The sequence below is a fragment of the Vibrio sp. SCSIO 43086 genome, assembly GCF_051132235.1.
Taxonomy (GTDB): domain Bacteria; phylum Pseudomonadota; class Gammaproteobacteria; order Enterobacterales; family Vibrionaceae; genus Vibrio; species Vibrio diabolicus.
This window is the reverse complement of sequence record NZ_CP072677.1, coordinates 2,886,104-2,905,555: the sequence shown is the minus strand read 5'-3', so window position 1 is coordinate 2,905,555 and position 19,452 is coordinate 2,886,104. Positions and strand designations below refer to the sequence as shown.

At 45.8% G+C, this 19,452-nt stretch carries 10 protein-coding genes, 15 tRNA genes and 3 rRNA genes; 12 read left to right on the top strand and 16 right to left on the bottom strand.

Annotated features, from left to right (window positions below; genetic code table 11):
* The first annotated feature begins 7 nt into the window (after positions 1-7).
* The 10 genes from chbG to J8Z23_RS13750 all read left to right on the top strand — a co-directional run bounded on the left by chbG (position 8) and on the right by J8Z23_RS13750 (position 11,069).
* Positions 8-763: a chitin disaccharide deacetylase gene (gene chbG / locus J8Z23_RS13795; protein WP_134648085.1), complete on the top strand. Its 756-nt coding sequence runs from the start codon at positions 8-10 to the stop codon at positions 761-763.
* A 105-nt stretch (positions 764-868) separates the two neighbouring features.
* Positions 869-1,867 carry a LacI family DNA-binding transcriptional regulator gene (locus tag J8Z23_RS13790; protein ID WP_046873620.1) on the top strand — a complete coding sequence of 333 codons (999 nt, stop codon included), beginning with the start codon at positions 869-871 and terminating at the stop codon, positions 1,865-1,867.
* A gap of 128 nt (positions 1,868-1,995) precedes the next feature.
* Positions 1,996-3,249, top strand: coding sequence for an HD-GYP domain-containing protein (locus tag J8Z23_RS13785; RefSeq protein WP_012841389.1), 1,254 nt, complete (start codon positions 1,996-1,998; stop codon positions 3,247-3,249).
* Positions 3,250-3,735: 486 nt separating this feature from the next.
* Positions 3,736-5,288: ribosomal RNA gene (locus tag J8Z23_RS13780) — 16S ribosomal RNA — on the top strand.
* A gap of 66 nt (positions 5,289-5,354) precedes the next feature.
* Positions 5,355-5,431 (top strand) — tRNA-Ile (locus tag J8Z23_RS13775).
* 42 nt (positions 5,432-5,473) lie between these two features.
* A tRNA-Ala gene (locus J8Z23_RS13770) sits at positions 5,474-5,549 on the top strand.
* A gap of 263 nt (positions 5,550-5,812) precedes the next feature.
* Positions 5,813-8,702 (top strand): 23S ribosomal RNA (locus J8Z23_RS13765).
* A gap of 92 nt (positions 8,703-8,794) precedes the next feature.
* Positions 8,795-8,911 (top strand): 5S ribosomal RNA (gene rrf / locus J8Z23_RS13760).
* Together the 16S, 23S and 5S rRNA genes with 3 tRNA genes alongside form the textbook arrangement of a ribosomal RNA operon.
* A gap of 46 nt (positions 8,912-8,957) precedes the next feature.
* Positions 8,958-9,034 (top strand) — tRNA-Asp (locus J8Z23_RS13755).
* Between the two features lie 598 nt (positions 9,035-9,632).
* Entirely contained in the window at positions 9,633-11,069 is a 1,437-nt protein-coding gene (locus J8Z23_RS13750) for an NAD-dependent succinate-semialdehyde dehydrogenase (protein WP_301577930.1), read from the top strand.
* A gap of 283 nt (positions 11,070-11,352) precedes the next feature.
* Here the strand turns inward: J8Z23_RS13750 and J8Z23_RS13745 are convergent.
* From J8Z23_RS13745 to mutY, 16 genes are all read right to left on the bottom strand, one after another.
* Positions 11,353-11,428: transfer RNA gene (locus J8Z23_RS13745), tRNA-Asn, on the bottom strand.
* A gap of 15 nt (positions 11,429-11,443) precedes the next feature.
* A tRNA-Thr gene (locus tag J8Z23_RS13740) sits at positions 11,444-11,519 on the bottom strand.
* Between the two features lie 40 nt (positions 11,520-11,559).
* Positions 11,560-11,635 (bottom strand) — tRNA-Asn (locus J8Z23_RS13735).
* Positions 11,636-11,657: 22 nt separating this feature from the next.
* Positions 11,658-11,733 (bottom strand) — tRNA-Thr (locus J8Z23_RS13730).
* A 53-nt stretch (positions 11,734-11,786) separates the two neighbouring features.
* A tRNA-Phe gene (locus tag J8Z23_RS13725) sits at positions 11,787-11,862 on the bottom strand.
* A gap of 233 nt (positions 11,863-12,095) precedes the next feature.
* The gene (locus J8Z23_RS13720) at positions 12,096-13,721 is read right to left on the bottom strand and encodes a methyl-accepting chemotaxis protein (RefSeq protein WP_301659064.1); all 1,626 of its coding nucleotides are present in this window, start codon (positions 13,719-13,721) and stop codon (positions 12,096-12,098) included.
* 300 nt (positions 13,722-14,021) lie between these two features.
* Positions 14,022-14,097: transfer RNA gene (locus J8Z23_RS13715), tRNA-Asn, on the bottom strand.
* Between the two features lie 38 nt (positions 14,098-14,135).
* Positions 14,136-14,211, bottom strand: a tRNA-Phe gene (locus J8Z23_RS13710).
* A gap of 7 nt (positions 14,212-14,218) precedes the next feature.
* Positions 14,219-14,294 (bottom strand) — tRNA-Thr (locus J8Z23_RS13705).
* 70 nt (positions 14,295-14,364) lie between these two features.
* Positions 14,365-14,440: transfer RNA gene (locus J8Z23_RS13700), tRNA-Asn, on the bottom strand.
* Between the two features lie 55 nt (positions 14,441-14,495).
* Positions 14,496-14,571, bottom strand: a tRNA-Phe gene (locus J8Z23_RS13695).
* 7 nt (positions 14,572-14,578) lie between these two features.
* Positions 14,579-14,654 (bottom strand) — tRNA-Thr (locus tag J8Z23_RS13690).
* A gap of 66 nt (positions 14,655-14,720) precedes the next feature.
* Positions 14,721-14,796, bottom strand: a tRNA-Phe gene (locus J8Z23_RS13685).
* Positions 14,797-14,896: 100 nt separating this feature from the next.
* The gene (gene mltC, locus J8Z23_RS13680; protein ID WP_005393998.1) at positions 14,897-16,036 is read right to left on the bottom strand and encodes a membrane-bound lytic murein transglycosylase MltC; all 1,140 of its coding nucleotides are present in this window, start codon (positions 16,034-16,036) and stop codon (positions 14,897-14,899) included.
* 78 nt (positions 16,037-16,114) lie between these two features.
* Complete coding sequence (locus tag J8Z23_RS13675) at positions 16,115-16,387, bottom strand: oxidative damage protection protein (protein ID WP_005381002.1); 273 nt, start codon at positions 16,385-16,387, stop codon at positions 16,115-16,117.
* 19 nt (positions 16,388-16,406) lie between these two features.
* Positions 16,407-17,483 carry an A/G-specific adenine glycosylase gene (gene mutY, locus J8Z23_RS13670; protein ID WP_301659960.1) on the bottom strand — a complete coding sequence of 359 codons (1,077 nt, stop codon included), beginning with the start codon at positions 17,481-17,483 and terminating at the stop codon, positions 16,407-16,409.
* A gap of 203 nt (positions 17,484-17,686) precedes the next feature.
* Between mutY and trmB the strand changes: the two genes are divergently transcribed.
* Complete coding sequence (gene trmB, locus J8Z23_RS13665; RefSeq protein ID WP_006743099.1) at positions 17,687-18,406, top strand: tRNA (guanosine(46)-N7)-methyltransferase TrmB; 720 nt, start codon at positions 17,687-17,689, stop codon at positions 18,404-18,406.
* Between the two features lie 17 nt (positions 18,407-18,423).
* Positions 18,424-19,452, top strand: coding sequence for a TRM11 family SAM-dependent methyltransferase (locus tag J8Z23_RS13660; RefSeq protein ID WP_074191811.1), 1,029 nt, complete (start codon positions 18,424-18,426; stop codon positions 19,450-19,452).

The window sequence follows — 19,452 nt, the reverse complement described above, 5'->3', positions numbered from 1 at the left end:
GACGCCAATGAAAGTCATTTTTAATGCTGATGATTTTGGTTTAACGAGAGGTGTAAATAACGGCATCGTAAAAGCTCATCAGCAAGGTGTTGTTCATTCAACCACCATGATGGTCGGTATGGATGCTGAGAAACATGCTTTAGAGTTGGCTCGCCATAATCCAGACTTGAGAATTGGCGTTCATCTTAGGTTTACAGCGGGAGTGCCTCTAACTGGGCACCCTAATTTGACCAACGGTCGAGCGCATTTTATCAAATACGACGAACTGTGGGGTAAGCAGGACTTCGAAACTCAGGTCATTTATGACGAAGCAAAAGCTCAGGTGGAACATTTTTTATCGCTTGGGTTAGAGCTAAGCCACTTAGATAGCCATCATCACGCGCATACTCACCCTCAAATTTTGCCCGTTATTAAAGAGGTAGCGAGTGAATACCGAGTGCCACTGCGGGGCACTGGCTTGTGTCAAGAATCGATGACAACAAGGTATGTCTTTACTGATGAGTTTTACGATCAAAAAGTAAGTTTGGATGGTTTGATGGCGCATTTATTGAGTCTAAAGACAGACTATGATTTGGTTGAGGTGATGTGCCACCCGGCAGAGGCCGATCAAGCGCTGATTTTAAAGAGTGGTTATGCGCTTCAGCGAGAGCTAGAGTTACAAGTTCTAACCTCTCCCATTTTAAAAGAACAGTTAGCTCAACATGGTATAGCTGTCACGGATTACTCTGAGCTCGTTTCTACCAATCAAATGGTCGGTGTATGATTAAAGGCTGCCAGCTTCGCCCCCTATAAGCACCTTACGAATTGCTGGCAGCCGTTCTACACAAACGGATATTTAATAACAATTGCAGTTGGACCCAATAGCATTATGGCAAGGATTAAAGATGTCGCCGAACTCGCCGGTGTAAATCGCTCTACCGTTTCTCGAATCATTAATGGGGAGGGGAAGTTTCGCGAAGAAACTCGAAAAAAAGTAGAGCAAGCTATGGCGCAACTGAATTATCGCCCGAGTGCGATTGCTCGTTCACTCGCAACCTCATCCAGTAATATGGTTGGCTTATTGGTGACTTACTATACGGGGGGCTTCTTTGGCGAGATGATGGAGCAGGTTCAGACTGAGCTGGATATTCATAAAAAGTTTTTGATTACCGCTCAAGGACATCATTCTGCAGAAGGCGAAAAGGAAGCCATTCAGCGTTTTAATGATCTGCGTTGTGATGGCTATGTCCTCCATAGTCGTTATTTGTCAGATGATGATTTACGTGAATTAGCAAAACAGCCTACGCCTTTCGTTCTTCTGGATCGCTATGTTGAAGGAATAGAAGAGCGTTGCGTTACTTTTAATCATCATCATGCAAGCCGTATTGCCGTCGAGCATCTTTTAGCTGGTGGTCATAGAAAAATCGCCTGTATTACCGGTCCATCCCAACGTCATAATAGTTTATTAAGAAAGCTTGGGTACGTTGATGCGATGAAGGACGCAGGTATCGATATTGACGAAAGCTGGTGTGAAGAAGGGAATTATGGTCGGCAAAGTGGTTATGATGCAATGGCTGCAATTTTACAACGACACCCTGAAGTTACTGCAGTCTTTTCTTGCAGTGAGGAAATGACGGTCGGTGCAATGCAGTACTTACACGAGCACAATATTTCAGTACCGGAGCAAATCTCTTTAACTAGCTTTGACAGTGTCGACCTTTGTGAAAGCCTTTATCCTACAGTGTCGGCAGTGCACTTTCCTATCAGTGATATGGCCCGTGTAGCGGTACAAACATTAATGGGATTAGTCAAAGATCAAGAAATAATAGATAAGCCAACGTTCGAGGCTCAGCTTAAAATACGCAAAGCAGATCGAACCTTAAAGTAGCTTGCTTTTGCTCATTAAATGAGTCATTAGAAATGACCATCTGATGTTTTGATACTTACTGATGAATTTATTCACAAAATTTACTAGTATTCTAACTCTCTTAGGCAACGTAAATCAGTAGTGAATAAGTGGCAGCCATTAAACTTACGGTCGATCGTATTCAACCCGGATTACATATCCGTCTTCCGCTAAAGTGGAACGATCACCCTTTTCTACTCAATAGTTTTAAGATTAAAGATCAAGAACAAGTCGAGATGATCCGTCACCTCGGTGTAAAGTTCGTTTACTTTAATCCAGAGCAAAGTGATGCCGCACCACTTCCAGTCGACCAGATACAAGCTGATAGAGTAACGAATGAAGCGTCGCTAGATCATGAAACTCAAAAACTTTGGCAAGAAAAACAAAACCGCATAGAAAAGTTAAGTGCGTATCGTCGACGCGTTATCCAGTGCGAAAAAGAGTTTGAGCGCTCTCTTGCGCGTATGCGCTCGGTCATGACGAAAATTCGTAATCGTCCAACAGCTGCCGTTGATGAAGCGAAGCTTCTTATTGAAGATATCGTCGAGAAGTTAATGTGTGATGATAATGTCACTCTACACCTGATGAACGGTAAAAATGAGTTTGAAGATATTTATTTCCATTCGTTGAACGTTGCTGTTATCGCCATGATGATTGGCCGTGCTAAGGGGTACTCAGCTGCGCAGTTGAAAGAGCTTTCATTCTCAGCGCTATTCCACGATATCGGGAAAATAAAAATTCCTACCGCAATATTAAGAAAGCAAGCACCGCTGACGGAACCAGAAACTAACTACTTAAAGTTGCACACCAAATATGGAGTAGACCTTGCGAGCCAAATAGAAGGTTTTCCCGAAGTTGCAAGAGTTGTGATTGCACAGCACCATGAACTAAGAGATGGGTCTGGCTATCCCAAAGGTCTGAAAGGAGATGAGATCAACGAGTTTGCTCAAATTATTGCTGTAGCTAACGCATTTGATAACTTGTGTCATACACCTATAGTCTCAGAGCAAAAAATTCCTTATACCGCACTCTCTCATTTATATAAGAACTGTAAACACCTATATAAAGAAGAAAACCTGAATATCCTGATTAAGTTTATGGGCGTGTTTCCTCCAGGAACTGTGGTTCAGCTTTCCAATAATATGGTGGGCTTGGTTATCTCAGTGAATGCATCGCATCTATTATTCCCAAATGTATTGGTTTACGACCCATCAGTGCCAAGGACGCAGGCGCCAATCATTGATCTTGCATCAAAGGATATAAAGATAGTTAACGCGATTCATCCGTCTAAATTGCCGGAGAAAATCAAAGAGTATCTTAATCCGCGTTCACGCATTTCTTACTTCTTCGATAGTGATGAGTAGTTATCCACAGATTTTTGTGGGTAAGCTGTAGAAATCTTGAGTGTTATTTCGGGGTAATTTTGAGGTTGGATGGAAAGTATCCACTTGGCATGCTTTTTTAGAAAAAATGTATTTTTAGTCTTGCCAAAGAAAATCTTCTCCCTATAATGCGCATCCATCGACACGGCAGACGCCACAAGGCTTCAGCAGGGTCGGAGAGGTAAAAAGCTTCTACGAAAAATTAGTTGAAAAAAGTGTTTGACACTAACAACCAAATCGCTAGAATGCACCTCCGCTTTGAGAGAAAACTTCTCGCAAAGCAAGCTCTTTAACAATATAGACCTATCAATCTGTGTGGGCACTCGTTGATGATAATCCAATTCGATACTTCGGTATCAAATTAGGTTTCAATGAAACGAAGTGACCATTGAATCTTCGGATTCAGCACAGTCAATTCAAACATTACTTTATGTAATGTTCAGTATTCATTGAGCCGAACAAAATCTTAAATTGAAGAGTTTGATCATGGCTCAGATTGAACGCTGGCGGCAGGCCTAACACATGCAAGTCGAGCGGAAACGAGTTATCTGAACCTTCGGGGAACGATAACGGCGTCGAGCGGCGGACGGGTGAGTAATGCCTAGGAAATTGCCCTGATGTGGGGGATAACCATTGGAAACGATGGCTAATACCGCATGATGCCTACGGGCCAAAGAGGGGGACCTTCGGGCCTCTCGCGTCAGGATATGCCTAGGTGGGATTAGCTAGTTGGTGAGGTAAGGGCTCACCAAGGCGACGATCCCTAGCTGGTCTGAGAGGATGATCAGCCACACTGGAACTGAGACACGGTCCAGACTCCTACGGGAGGCAGCAGTGGGGAATATTGCACAATGGGCGCAAGCCTGATGCAGCCATGCCGCGTGTGTGAAGAAGGCCTTCGGGTTGTAAAGCACTTTCAGTCGTGAGGAAGGCGGCGTCGTTAATAGCGGCGTTGTTTGACGTTAGCGACAGAAGAAGCACCGGCTAACTCCGTGCCAGCAGCCGCGGTAATACGGAGGGTGCGAGCGTTAATCGGAATTACTGGGCGTAAAGCGCATGCAGGTGGTTTGTTAAGTCAGATGTGAAAGCCCGGGGCTCAACCTCGGAATAGCATTTGAAACTGGCAGACTAGAGTACTGTAGAGGGGGGTAGAATTTCAGGTGTAGCGGTGAAATGCGTAGAGATCTGAAGGAATACCGGTGGCGAAGGCGGCCCCCTGGACAGATACTGACACTCAGATGCGAAAGCGTGGGGAGCAAACAGGATTAGATACCCTGGTAGTCCACGCCGTAAACGATGTCTACTTGGAGGTTGTGGCCTTGAGCCGTGGCTTTCGGAGCTAACGCGTTAAGTAGACCGCCTGGGGAGTACGGTCGCAAGATTAAAACTCAAATGAATTGACGGGGGCCCGCACAAGCGGTGGAGCATGTGGTTTAATTCGATGCAACGCGAAGAACCTTACCTACTCTTGACATCCAGAGAACTTTCCAGAGATGGATTGGTGCCTTCGGGAACTCTGAGACAGGTGCTGCATGGCTGTCGTCAGCTCGTGTTGTGAAATGTTGGGTTAAGTCCCGCAACGAGCGCAACCCTTATCCTTGTTTGCCAGCGAGTAATGTCGGGAACTCCAGGGAGACTGCCGGTGATAAACCGGAGGAAGGTGGGGACGACGTCAAGTCATCATGGCCCTTACGAGTAGGGCTACACACGTGCTACAATGGCGCATACAGAGGGCGGCCAACTTGCGAGAGTGAGCGAATCCCAAAAAGTGCGTCGTAGTCCGGATTGGAGTCTGCAACTCGACTCCATGAAGTCGGAATCGCTAGTAATCGTGGATCAGAATGCCACGGTGAATACGTTCCCGGGCCTTGTACACACCGCCCGTCACACCATGGGAGTGGGCTGCAAAAGAAGTAGGTAGTTTAACCTTCGGGGGGACGCTTACCACTTTGTGGTTCATGACTGGGGTGAAGTCGTAACAAGGTAGCGCTAGGGGAACCTGGCGCTGGATCACCTCCTTAAACGATGATTATTGCGATGAGTGTTCACACAGATTGATACGGTTTATAAAGTAAAGAGACGATACTGGGTCTGTAGCTCAGGTGGTTAGAGCGTTCGCCTGATAAGCGAGAGGTCGGTGGTTCGAGTCCACTCAGACCCACCAATTTCCTTCCCAAGGAATTGGCTACAGTATCGACACCTTGATGGGGCTATAGCTCAGCTGGGAGAGCGCCTGCCTTGCACGCAGGAGGTCTGCGGTTCGATCCCGCATAGCTCCACCATCTTTAAGTGTTCTTGAAAAAGAATCTTTAAAAATGGTTTTCATCAGAAAATCTAGCTCTTTAACAATTTGGAAAGCTGACAAAACAACAATTTATTGTTGTTTGTAAAGTTCTCAAAGTATTCATTTATGAATACAACTAAAAACACATTCAAGTGTTCTTGGAATTTGAGTCCGGCAAAATCGAATGTCTCTCGCTCATTCAAATAATGAGAGACAACTTTGGTGATTTGATTATCAACTCGAAACTCCTTCGGGTTGTATGGTTAAGTGACTAAGCGTACACGGTGGATGCCTTGGCAGTCAGAGGCGATGAAGGACGTATTAACTTGCGATAAGCCCAGATTAGGTAGTAAAAACCACTTGAGTCTGGGATTTCCGAATGGGGAAACCCACTTACATAAGTAAGTATCGTTATGTGAATACATAGCATAACGAGGCGAACCGGGGGAACTGAAACATCTAAGTACCCCGAGGAAAAGAAATCAACCGAGATTCCGAAAGTAGCGGCGAGCGAAATTGGACTAGCCCTTAAGCTTTATAGGCGTTAGGTGAACAAGCTGGAAAGCTTGGCGATACAGGGTGATAGCCCCGTAACTGACGACGCATATTCAGTGAAATCGAGTAGGGCGGGACACGTGATATCCTGTCTGAATATGGGGGGACCATCCTCCAAGGCTAAATACTACTGACTGACCGATAGTGAACCAGTACCGTGAGGGAAAGGCGAAAAGAACCCCTGTGAGGGGAGTGAAATAGAACCTGAAACCGTGTACGTACAAGCAGTAGGAGCAGGCTTTGTCCTGTGACTGCGTACCTTTTGTATAATGGGTCAGCGACTTATATTCAGTGGCAAGGTTAACCATCTAGGGGAGCCGTAGGGAAACCGAGTCTTAACTGGGCGTTCAGTCTCTGGATATAGACCCGAAACCAGGTGATCTAGCCATGGGCAGGTTGAAGGTTGAGTAACATCAACTGGAGGACCGAACCGACTAATGTTGAAAAATTAGCGGATGACTTGTGGCTAGGGGTGAAAGGCCAATCAAACCTGGAGATAGCTGGTTCTCCCCGAAAGCTATTTAGGTAGCGCCTCGGACGAATACTACTGGGGGTAGAGCACTGTTAAGGCTAGGGGGTCATCCCGACTTACCAACCCTTTGCAAACTCCGAATACCAGTAAGTACTATCCGGGAGACACACGGCGGGTGCTAACGTCCGTCGTGGAGAGGGAAACAACCCAGACCGCCAGCTAAGGTCCCAAATTACTACTAAGTGGGAAACGATGTGGGAAGGCTCAGACAGCCAGGATGTTGGCTTAGAAGCAGCCATCATTTAAAGAAAGCGTAATAGCTCACTGGTCGAGTCGGCCTGCGCGGAAGATGTAACGGGGCTAAGTAGTAAACCGAAGCTGCGGCAATGCTCTTTGAGTATTGGGTAGGGGAGCGTTCTGTAAGCGGTTGAAGGTGTGTGGTAACGCATGCTGGACGTATCAGAAGTGCGAATGCTGACATGAGTAACGATAAAGGGGGTGAAAAACCTCCTCGCCGGAAGACCAAGGGTTCCTGTCCAACGTTAATCGGGGCAGGGTAAGTCGACCCCTAAGGCGAGGCCGAAAGGCGTAGTCGATGGGAAACGGGTTAATATTCCCGTACTTCTTACAATTGCGATGGGGGGACGGAGAAGGCTAGGTGGGCCTGGCGACGGTTGTCCAGGTTCAAGTGCGTAGGCTTGAGAGTTAGGTAAATCCGGCTCTCTTTAAGGCTGAGACACGACGTCGAGCATCTACGGATGTGAAGTCATTGATGCCATGCTTCCAGGAAAAGCCTCTAAGCTTCAGATTGTAAGGAATCGTACCCCAAACCGACACAGGTGGTCGGGTAGAGAATACCAAGGCGCTTGAGAGAACTCGGGTGAAGGAACTAGGCAAAATGGTACCGTAACTTCGGGAGAAGGTACGCTCTCGACGGTGAAGTCCCTCGCGGATGGAGCTATTGAGAGTCGCAGATACCAGGTGGCTGCAACTGTTTATTAAAAACACAGCACTGTGCAAAATCGCAAGATGACGTATACGGTGTGACGCCTGCCCGGTGCCGGAAGGTTAATTGATGGGGTTAGACTTCGGTCGAAGCTCTTGATCGAAGCCCCGGTAAACGGCGGCCGTAACTATAACGGTCCTAAGGTAGCGAAATTCCTTGTCGGGTAAGTTCCGACCTGCACGAATGGCGTAATGATGGCCACGCTGTCTCCACCCGAGACTCAGTGAAATTGAAATCGCTGTGAAGATGCAGTGTACCCGCGGCTAGACGGAAAGACCCCGTGAACCTTTACTACAGCTTGGCACTGAACATTGACCCTACATGTGTAGGATAGGTGGGAGGCTTTGAAGCGCAGTCGCTAGATTGCGTGGAGCCGTCCTTGAAATACCACCCTTGTAGTGTTGATGTTCTAACGTCGACCCCTTATCGGGGTTGCGGACAGTGCCTGGTGGGTAGTTTGACTGGGGCGGTCTCCTCCCAAAGCGTAACGGAGGAGCACGAAGGTGGGCTAATCACGGTTGGACATCGTGAGGTTAGTGCAATGGCATAAGCCCGCTTGACTGCGAGAATGACAATTCGAGCAGGTGCGAAAGCAGGTCATAGTGATCCGGTGGTTCTGAATGGAAGGGCCATCGCTCAACGGATAAAAGGTACTCCGGGGATAACAGGCTGATACCGCCCAAGAGTTCATATCGACGGCGGTGTTTGGCACCTCGATGTCGGCTCATCACATCCTGGGGCTGAAGTCGGTCCCAAGGGTATGGCTGTTCGCCATTTAAAGTGGTACGCGAGCTGGGTTTAGAACGTCGTGAGACAGTTCGGTCCCTATCTGCCGTGGGCGTTGGAGAATTGAAAGGGGCTGCTCCTAGTACGAGAGGACCGGAGTGGACGAACCTCTGGTGTTCGGGTTGTGTCGCCAGACGCATTGCCCGGTAGCTAAGTTCGGGATCGATAACCGCTGAAAGCATCTAAGCGGGAAGCGAGCCTTGAGATGAGTTCTCCCTGATACTTTAAGTATCCTAAAGGGTTGTCGTAGACTACGACGTTGATAGGCAGGGTGTGTAAGCGTTGTGAGGCGTTGAGCTAACCTGTACTAATTGCCCGTGAGGCTTAACCATACAACACCCAAGGGGTTTTGATGGACTCAATGAAAGAACATTGAATGTGTAAGAACGAGAATTAAACACAGCTTTCCGAATTAAAGAATTTGCTTGGCGACCATAGCGTTTTGGACCCACCTGATTTCCATGCCGAACTCAGAAGTGAAACGAAATAGCGCCGATGGTAGTGTGGGGCTTCCCCATGTGAGAGTAGGACATCGCCAGGCTTTAAATTTTGGACACTTGCTGATTACAAGCGAGTGATACCACTGCGGAGTGGTAGTTCAGTTGGTTAGAATACCGGCCTGTCACGCCGGGGGTCGCGGGTTCGAGTCCCGTCCACTCCGCCACTTATATTAAGCCTCAGTCGAAAGACTGGGGCTTTTTCGTTAATGCGAGTATATTTTTCCCTTCAATCGAATGAGTCCTGCGGAAAGGCCTGTTAGTAGCCCAGAACCGCTGCCACTTATATTAAGCTTCACTTGAAAGACTAAGATTTTTGGTATCTGTAGGACCAGCTTTCTCTGTAACCAAGTTGCACAATTCTAGTTGAATGTAATCTTGCCCATTTCTCTACAGATTCGAGCCTATAGTAAATGCTGGGGACTGATGGGTTATGCCGGTCATTAGACCAGAGAATTCGCATAAGCTAGCTCGTAGTCTGCATTCTTGTCACTGCGTATTTCGTTAACGCTCCTCTCTAATAAGAGTTTTCTACTGCTACTTCGCAAATATTCATCGTTCTAGTGTTCTGGATAGTCCCTAGGAGAATGGATTGCTGGAGTTTGTTACCGCTAGTCTGATTTAGTCATTGGAAGAGAATGAGCGTCTAGACTGTTAAGAGAGTAAAGTCATTCGAACATTCATGTCTTTTAGAAAACTTTGTTTTCTTTGCTGATCTTGCTAGTAACGATTAACCTAAGAGGAGTTCTCGTAGGAGTAAGTTTGATGATGCAACAAATAAAAAATGAAACCTTGAAATCCGTATTTAAGCAATGGTCTTCCGAAGAGGGAATTGTGGTCATCAACCCTGCAACTGAGCAAGAGTTAGTTCGGTTAAAGCCTAGTAGTCTAGAGGAGTTAGATACTCTCATTGGTCAGTGCAAAACTGAGCAAGTTCGTTGGGCAAAGTTAAGTGCCAAAGAGCGCTCTCGTCGCTTGAAAAAGTGGTATCAATTACTCCTTGATAATGCAGAAGACATTGCCACAGTTATTACCTTAGAGCAGGGAAAACCATTAACCGAGAGTAAAGGAGAGGTGATGTATGGCGCCTCTTTTGTCGAGTGGTTCTCAGAAGAAGCCAAACGTGCTTATGGCGAAGTTATACCTGCCCCCACGACAGATCGACGTCTGTCTGCTATTCGCCAGCCTGTAGGGGTATGCGCTGCAATTACGCCGTGGAACTTCCCTATTGCGATGATTACAAGAAAAGCAGCACCAGCCCTGGCGGCAGGCTGTGGTATGCTGATTAAACCCTCTGAGCTTACCCCTCTTACTGCAATCGCTGTTGTTGAATTAGCTTATCAGGCAGGAATCCCAAAAGAACTGCTTCCTGTGGTGGTATCAGAGCAGGCAGCTGAGTTTGGCCAAGTACTAAGTACTGATCCTAGGATTAAGAAAGTTTCTTTTACGGGCTCTACGCGAGTCGGGAAGATTTTGATGAAACAAGCCAGTGACTCTGTCAAAGCGGTTTCGATGGAGTTAGGTGGTAATGCACCTTTTATTGTTTTTGAAGATGCAGATTTAGATGCGGCTGCGGAAGGGCTTGTCGCTTCGAAGTTTCGTAATGCAGGGCAAACATGTGTTTGTACCAATCGGCTGTATGTTCATGAAGGTGTAAAACAAGTTTTTATTGAAAAAGTATTGTCGAAGTTAAGCAAATTACAGCTTGGTAATGGTTTAGAGAAAGGTGTCACATTAGGTCCTGTTATTACGATGGCTTCTAAACATCGCCTAGAGGCAGTGATCGACCAAGCCGTACAAGAAGGAGCTTCTATTGCCAACTCTCCACAGAAACGCTCTGGGCGCTTTATGGAGCCCGTTCTTTTGGATAGCGTCAAGCAGCATATGTCGATTGTTCAGCAAGAGCTATTCGGGCCTGTGTTACCTATTATTACCTTTGAGAATGATGAAAAAGTTCTCGGAATGGCGAATGACACAGAGTATGGTTTGGCTTGTTACTTCTACACGAATAACTTCAAGCGTATTGTTGCTTTCAGCGAAGGTTTGGAATACGGCATGGTTGGTGTCAATGAGGGGATTATTTCTACTGAGGTGGCCCCGTTTGGAGGAGTGAAAGAGTCAGGAGTTGGCCGAGAAGGTGCGAAACAAGGGCTCGATGAATATTTGGAGACAAAGTATATATGTCTCGGTGGTTTAAGCTGAGTTGGTTGATTTAAGCAAAAAGCTGGGTTTTACCTGGCTTTTTTGATCTGGGAGATGTGTGCCACCCACTATGATTATTATTTATTGGTGAACATTGCTTATGGTGGGACTATCGATAGAAAGCAGAGTTGTTGGTGATCAGATATTCCACTCCAAGTTAAGCTATGCCTTCAAGGTAATGATCTAAACTCTGATTTTCTTTCCTGAGTGGTATGAGTAGAAAAGAGTTTGACTTTAAACCAATGCAAAAAAGCCGTATCAAGAGATACGGCTTTTTCTAATATGGCTCCTCCTACTGGACTCGAACCAGTGACCTGCGGATTAACAGTCCGTCGCTCTACCAACTGAGCTAAGGAGGAACAAATTTTAATAAGTGGTGCCGACTACCGGAATCGAACTGGTGACCTACTGATTACAAGTCAGTTGCTCTACCTACTGAGCTAAGTCGGCACATTTTCGTTAATAAGTAATCGACTTACTAACTGAAAAATGGCTCCTCCTACTGGACTCGAACCAGTGACCTGCGGATTAACAGTCCGTCGCTCTACCAACTGAGCTAAGGAGGAATTGTCTTTTTAAGAGAATAAATGGTGCCGACTACCGGAATCGAACTGGTGACCTACTGATTACAAGTCAGTTGCTCTACCTACTGAGCTAAGTCGGCACACTATATTCTTTAACTATTGTTCGTGCTAAGCACCAACAATTAATAAATCGTGGTGCCCGGAGGCGGAATCGAACCACCGACACGAGGATTTTCAATCCTCTGCTCTACCGACTGAGCTATCCGGGCGACGAGGTGTATTAAACGGTTTTTCGGCTCTTAGGTCAACCATAAAATTAAAATAAAATATCGTTTGATGAAAATGTGCTCGGAGTGGGCTGTTTTTATGCATTTTTGATACAAATACACCATTAACTAAGCTTTCTTTAATGGAGAGATAGGAGTTTGAAAGTAGAGTAAATGGATAAAAACAAAAAAAGCACGCTTGAAAACGTGCTTTATACTAAACAATTGACTTTAACCTAGTGCTTTACAGAGAACTTGTTTACCCAACCTTCTAGCTCATCTGCCAGCGAAGCTAAACTTTGAGTGCTTGATTGGCTCTCCGTTACCACAGAGTTGAGCTGGCTTCCGCTTTCCTCGATAAGATTGACACGCAGCGCAATATCATCGCTAACCTGAGTTTGTTCGGCTGCTGCGGTCGCGATCTGCTGACTCATTGCGGTGATAGATTCTAACGCCGTTACAATTTGCTGCAGAGCTTCAGAGGCATTCTTAGACTCTGTTACTGTGCCCTCACTGGTTTCTGCACACACTTCCATTGTGTGAATAGCGTTACGGGAACCTTCTTGCAGGTTGGAGATCATATGCTGAATCTCTTTAGTGCTATCTTGTGTTCGGCCTGCCAGGTTACGCACCTCGTCGGCAACAACGGCAAAGCCTCGACCTTGCTCTCCGGCACGTGCTGCTTCAATGGCAGCATTGAGTGCGAGTAAGTTTGTTTGCTCTGCAATATCGCCAATTACATCGAGCACTTTTACAATATTATTTACATCCTGATCTAGATCGGCGACCGCTTTACTTGCAGTATTTAATTGAGAAGCCAAACCTTGAATGTTTTCAACAGTACTGTGAATCAACTTCTGAGTATGCTGACTTTGTTTATCGGCTTCGTCTGTGTTGTTTGCTGTATCACTTGCCGAGTTGGCAACATGGTTGGCTGAAGATGCCATTTCAGTCATCGCAGTGGCAATCATTGCTGTTGACTGCTGCTGGGATACGGTGAGATCGGCAATCGTATTTGAGCGAGATTCTACGGCAGATAACTCAGCGCGCAGTGCGTGCATGGATTTCTCAAGGTTTGTCACCATGGTGGCTAGCGATTGACTCATATCTTGCACCGCACGATAGATACTTCCTCTCGGCGCCGCTGCATCAAAACTGGTCTGAATGTCGCCTTGTGCGACAGCTTGAACGGCTTTGCGCACATCGTTTGGCTCTCCACCAAGTAGATTGAGCATCTTGCGAATCGAGATTATCAGGCCACCGAGAATACTCCCCGCGATAACTAAACACAGTACAAGCTGCCATTGAGCGGTAGCCCAGAAGCGAGCATTCACCTCATTAAAGCCGATCCCTGTACCTACAACCCAGCCCCAATGTGGTGTTTTCTCGGCAATAGAGTGTTTTTCTTCAATGCTTCCGTCGGCCTGCTTTTGACTCCAGGTATATTCGACGATTTGACCTGTTTTGCGCCCCAAAACATCTAAGATAAGTTGGCCGACGCTGTTGCCATCTCCATCACGAAAGTCGTGAAAGCTTGTGCCATGTAATTGAGGGTCAAGCGGAGCTGCAACAAAAATCATGTTCTCATCTGCGACATAAACGTATTCGTTGTCTTTGTAGATATTATTACGAAGTAGGCGAGTGGCTAATGATTTCGCTTCGTCCTCTGGCATTTTGCCTTCGATAGCCATTTTTTCTACTTCGGTAAGAATGCTGTACGCACTTTTGAATAGCTCAGTAACCCGAGCTTTGTTATCAAGGTTACTTGCGACGCGAAGTGTCCATAAGCCCGTTGCGGTCAGTGCTAGGAGTGCTAGCAATATGATCGCAGATAATAAATAGGCTTGAGTTTTTAGTTTCATATTTGGCTCACAAATAAAGTGTCATCACTATGTAAGGCATAGCTAAAAGAAGAAATGTAATAACTCGGGCATCTTAGTGAAGATGAATATTCGCGCATACTAATGCGTATTGAAATTATGATGTGGATTAAATTTTTAGCGTAAAATAAGTATTTTTTAGAGATTGGGCTTAATATTTTGCGATGCTAGAAACAGAGAAACAGAGAAACAGAGAAACAGAGAAACAGAGAAACAGAGAAAATGAAATGAGCGTAGGGCAGATGCCAAAAAGCCGCATCAAAAGATGCGGCTTTTTAAAAATGGCTCCTCCTACTGGACTCGAACCAGTGACCTGCGGATTAACAGTCCGTCGCTCTACCAACTGAGCTAAGGAGGAATTATTCGTGTATCGTGTTTAGCAATGACACCAAATAATGGTGCCTCGAGGCGGAATCGAACCACCGACACGAGGATTTTCAATCCTCTGCTCTACCGACTGAGCTATCGAGGCAAAAGAATGGTGCCGACTACCGGAATCGAACTGGTGACCTACTGATTACAAGTCAGTTGCTCTACCTACTGAGCTAAGTCGGCACACTTTATTCTTTTTAGAAGAGATGAACTCTTCGTTTTAAGAATCTCATTTATATGAAATTCTTGAAGTTGGCTCCTCCTACTGGACTCGAACCAGTGACCTGCGGATTAACAGTCCGTCGCTCTACCAACTGAGCTAAGGAGGAACTATTCTGTTTTGTGTCTTGCCAATGATTTTAAATTAAGCAAGCGCACCAAATATGGTGCCTCGAGGCGGAATCGAACCACCGACACGAGGATTTTCAATCCTCTGCTCTACCGACTGAGCTATCGAGGCAAAAGAATGGTGCCGACTACCGGAATCGAACTGGTGACCTACTGATTACAAGTCAGTTGCTCTACCTACTGAGCTAAGTCGGCACACTTTATTCTTTGTGCTTTTGTCCGTGTTATAACATTTCGTTAAGACACCAACAAATCAAATTGTGGTGCCCGGAGGCGGAATCGAACCACCGACACGAGGATTTTCAATCCTCTGCTCTACCGACTGAGCTATCCGGGCGACGGAGCGCTATTAAACGGATTTTCCCGCTTTGCGTCAACCACTTTTTTTAAATAATTTCAAAAAAGTGCTTGTTCGAACGCTTTTTATTCAACTATCACTACAAAGTTTGCTTTGAGTTAAATTCCTTTTTGAAATTTGTAACTTTTTCTAGGTAACGACGTGCTTCTGCGTTCGGATGTTTCTTAGTTAGTGCCCAATAAACTTGGTTGGGTTGCAACGAATTAAGATCTTGCATTGCGCGTTTGCGATCGCTGCGATGGAATGTGTTTAAAACACCTCCAGTACCACCATTGTAAGCGGAAATCATACTGTACTCGAGAGAGGTTGGGTGATGGACTTCTCTTAAATAACGATTTTTTAAGATGTAGAAATACGCAGTACCGGTATCGATGTTGTTTTCTGGATTAAACAAATATTCCGGGCTTGGTTGGCCTGAGCGCTTTTTCACGAGCTTGAATACGTCCCGACCGGCGGTTTTAGGTACAACTTGCATTAAGCCATACGCATTTGCCCAACTTACTGCGTACGGGTTGAAGCTGCTCTCGGTTTTAATAATGGCGTATATCAAATCTTCTGGAATATCGTATTTCTTAGAAGCTCGGCGCACGATATCGGCGTATTGGTAGCTGCGTGTTGAAAAATGGTCTTCAACCATGGGGATTTCGACGTAATACGCTTTCTTGAAATCAACGTCTTTGGTCTTGATCTTGTTTGCGATGAGATACTCCGCAAATCGGTTTGCCCGCCAAGACCACTGAATTGGCTTATTGTCTTGATCGACAACTTGTTTATACAGAAATGGTTGCCCTTCTAACGTGATTCCTTTTGAGGAGAACAAGTCGACGTGAGCTGGATCGTCTGGCGTGAGTAAGGTAGTGACAATCGCCTCTTTGAGGTGCTTTTGGGGCTCGGTCGGTGATACGGTTTCAATCGTGATCACGCCTTTGCGAAAGTCGACCTCGGCACGGCTAAGGTAGTTATCGATATATTTGACGTAATTACTTTTGCCTGCGTACTTAATTTCTTTTTTACCCCAGCGCTTTTGAATATTACCAGAGAAACTATTGATCAGGGCATCTAACGCGGCGGTATCTTTTTCAAATTGTCCAGGTAGCTCAGCTAAGTTATTGGCAAAACGGTTTGTGGGCTCGTAGTTGACGTCATAAATCTTTTCGACGAATTCACGGCTACAGCCAGCCATTAAAAGTGCGGCAGCAATAAAGACAATTTTTTTCATAAGTATCAGGGCTATTGAAGGTAATAGAAAAATGACACCACAAGTGGTTGTGATGTCATTGTTTTAACTCAAGCGACTTTATTCGCTCGGCGGTGTGTAACCTTCGATATGAACGTCTTTTCCTTCAAAGAGGAAGTTTACCATTTCTGTTTCGATCAGTTTTCGGTGCTCTGGATCCATCATGTTGAGTTTCTTTTCGTTGATCAACATGGTTTGTTTGTGTTGCCACTGAGCCCACGCTTCTTTCGAGATGTTGTCGAAAATGCGTTTACCTAGTTCACCAGGGTAAAGTTGAAAGTCTAGACCTTCGCCTTCTTTTTTTAGTCGAGCACAAAATACAGTGCGGCTCATAATGACTCCTTGTATTCAATTAACGAAGTTCGTGGGGTAGCGCTTCCAGCAATAGTTTTACTGGCGCGGCTAAACCGACTTCTTCAGGTTTAGATAAGTTATACCAAAGACCTTTGTTGCCTTCCATTATCACGTCCGGTTGCTTTGATAAATCAATCAAAATTGGCGTGATATCGAGGTGGTAATGGCTAAAGGTATGGCGAAAGGTAATCAGTGTTTGCTGCTGCTTGATATTGCTGGCTTGAATGCCACGTTGATCCAGTAGCAATTCAATGTCGCTTTCTACATCTACATGTTCGGTTTGTGGGAAGCAAAATAAGCCACCCCAAATGCCTGTTTGTGGTCTTTGTTCTAACCACACTTCATTACCATTTTCGGTGTTGTGATGAAGCATTACAAAACGAGTTTGCTTGATTGGCTTGTCTTTTTTCGGTTTTTTACCCGGGTAGTCGAGCACATTGCCTTGTTGTTTTGCCACACACAGATCCGCAACAGGGCAGAGGCTACATTTGGGTTTGCTGCGTGTGCAGACCATCGCGCCCATGTCCATCATTGCCTGGTTATACTTATCTACGTCCGTTTGTGGGGTATGCGTTTCGGCAATTTCCCACAGCTGGTTTTCAACCTTTTTTTGTCCTGGCCATCCTTCGACTGCGAAACAGCGGGATAGGGTGCGCTTCACGTTGCCATCAAGAATCGCATGTGGTTGTTTATACACAGACGATAAAACGGCGGCTGCGGTAGAGCGGCCAATCCCCGGTAAGGCGTTCATTTTCTCTATATCAAGAGGAAACTCACCATTGTATGTAGAGGCGACCTCTTGTGCTGCTTTGTGAAGGTTACGGGCTCGGGCGTAATACCCTAAGCCAGTCCAAAGGTGCAGGACTTCATCTTGCTCAGCATTGGCAAGATCGAGCACGGTTGGAAAACGCTCTAAGAAACGTTGGTAATACGGAATAACCGTAGTGACCTGAGTTTGCTGAAGCATGATTTCAGACAACCAGACACTGTATGCGGTCTTATTTTGTTGCCACGGAAGATCTTTTCTTCCATATGCGTCATACCATTCTAGGATGGCATTGGCGAAAGGTGTCACGACTTGCTCTGTATTCTATTATTGGTTAGGTGCAAAATTGCACCACATAATGGGCAAGAAGTACAACGGATAAACAGTAGGGATATAAAGAGGTGTGCTATTGCTTTTGGGCTGCCATAGGCCAAGAGCTCAACAAATACTTGCACCTCAGTAAATTCTTTGGATAATCCCCGCTTTGATTAATCAATGTGCAGGCAAAATCAATGAGTGAAGTAACCACTAACGAATACAACGAAGACGGAAAGCTGATCCGCAAAATCCGCAGCTTTGTGCGCCGTGAAGGGCGTTTGACTAAAGGTCAAGAGAGCGCGATGAATGAATGCTGGCCAACGATGGGTATTGACTTCAAAGCTGAACTTCTCGATTGGAAAGAAGTGTTTGGTAACGACAACCCCGTTGTACTAGAGATCGGTTTTGGTATGGGTGCTTCATTGGTTGAAATGGCAAAGAATGCACCAGAGAAGAACTTCATTGGTATCGAAGTACACAGCCCGGGTGTTGGTGCTTGTCTTGCGGATGCGCGTGAGGCGGGAGTTACTAACCTGCGTGTGATGTGCCATGACGCAGTCGAAGTGTTTGAGCATATGATTCCAAACGGCAGCCTATCGACACTGCAGTTGTTCTTCCCAGACCCTTGGCACAAGAAACGTCACCACAAGCGTCGCATCGTTCAATTAGGTTTTGCTGAAATGGTTCGTGAGAAGCTGATCCCTAATGAAGGTATTTTCCACATGGCGACAGACTGGGAAAACTACGCAGAGCACATGATTGAAGTTATGAACCAAGCGCCAGGTTTCGAAAACATTGCTAAAGATGGTGATTTCGTTCCTCGTCCAGACGACCGTCCTTTAACGAAGTTTGAAGCTCGTGGTCACCGTCTTGGTCACGGTGTGTGGGATATCAAATATAAGCGTATCGCGTAACTAGAGGAGTTCATGGGATGTACCATTACGCGATATTAGCGAATCCGGGTCATAACCGAATTTACTTTGATAGCGCAATGACCATTGCCTGTTCAGAGCTAAAAGCAATTTTAGCTTCACAAGGCGTGGATGTGACAGAAATTGGTAGTAAAGAGGTTGGCTTACCTGCAGCGTTGGTGTTTTCTTGTCAGGAAGCTCTAAGCGATGAGCAGACGCGAAGAATCGCAGCCTCTTCGATTTACTATGCACTATTTGAAGTGCGCGAAGATGGTTTACTTCGACCAATTCAAGCGCCAGCGTTCAATACTTTCCCGGAAAGCATGAGTCAGATTCTGCGTTATACCGGGAAAACAAACGAGCAGTTTACTCGCTTGATGGTGAATATCGGCATTAGTGCGTCCAATACGGGAAGTGAGCAGCTAACCTTAATGGATCCAATGTGTGGTAAAGGTACAACCTTGTTTGAAGGCTTGATCCATGGTTTGAACGTGGTGGGGGTAGAGATCAATGCCAAGTGGGTGCAAGAGATCCAGACCTTTATCGTTAAGTTCATGAAGAATGGTCGCTTTAAGCACAAAGTGAGCAAAGAAAAGCGCACTGCGGGTGGCAAGAAAGTGGCGGATGGTTTCGTGGTTGAAGCTGCAGCAAATAAAGAAGATTACAACCAAGGCAATCTTCAGTTTATGAAGCTGTATTCGGCTGATACTCGTATCGCTGATCAAGTCGTGAAAAAGAACTCAGTTGATGTGATGGTGTCTGATCTGCCTTATGGTGTGCAGCACGGCAGCAAAAATGCCAAGGACAGCAAACTGAACCGCAGCCCACTAGAGCTTTTAAAAGAGGCTCTGCCTGCATGGAAAGTGGTACTAAAAAAACAAGGTTCAGTGGTGTTGTCTTTCAATGAATTTACGTTGAAATGGAAAGACGTCGCGGCATTATTTGAAGAGCAAGGTTGGAAGGTACTTTCAGAAGAGCCTTACATCGGTTATCTTCACCGTGTTGATCAATCTATCAACCGCAATATTATTGTGGCAGTAAAACCATAA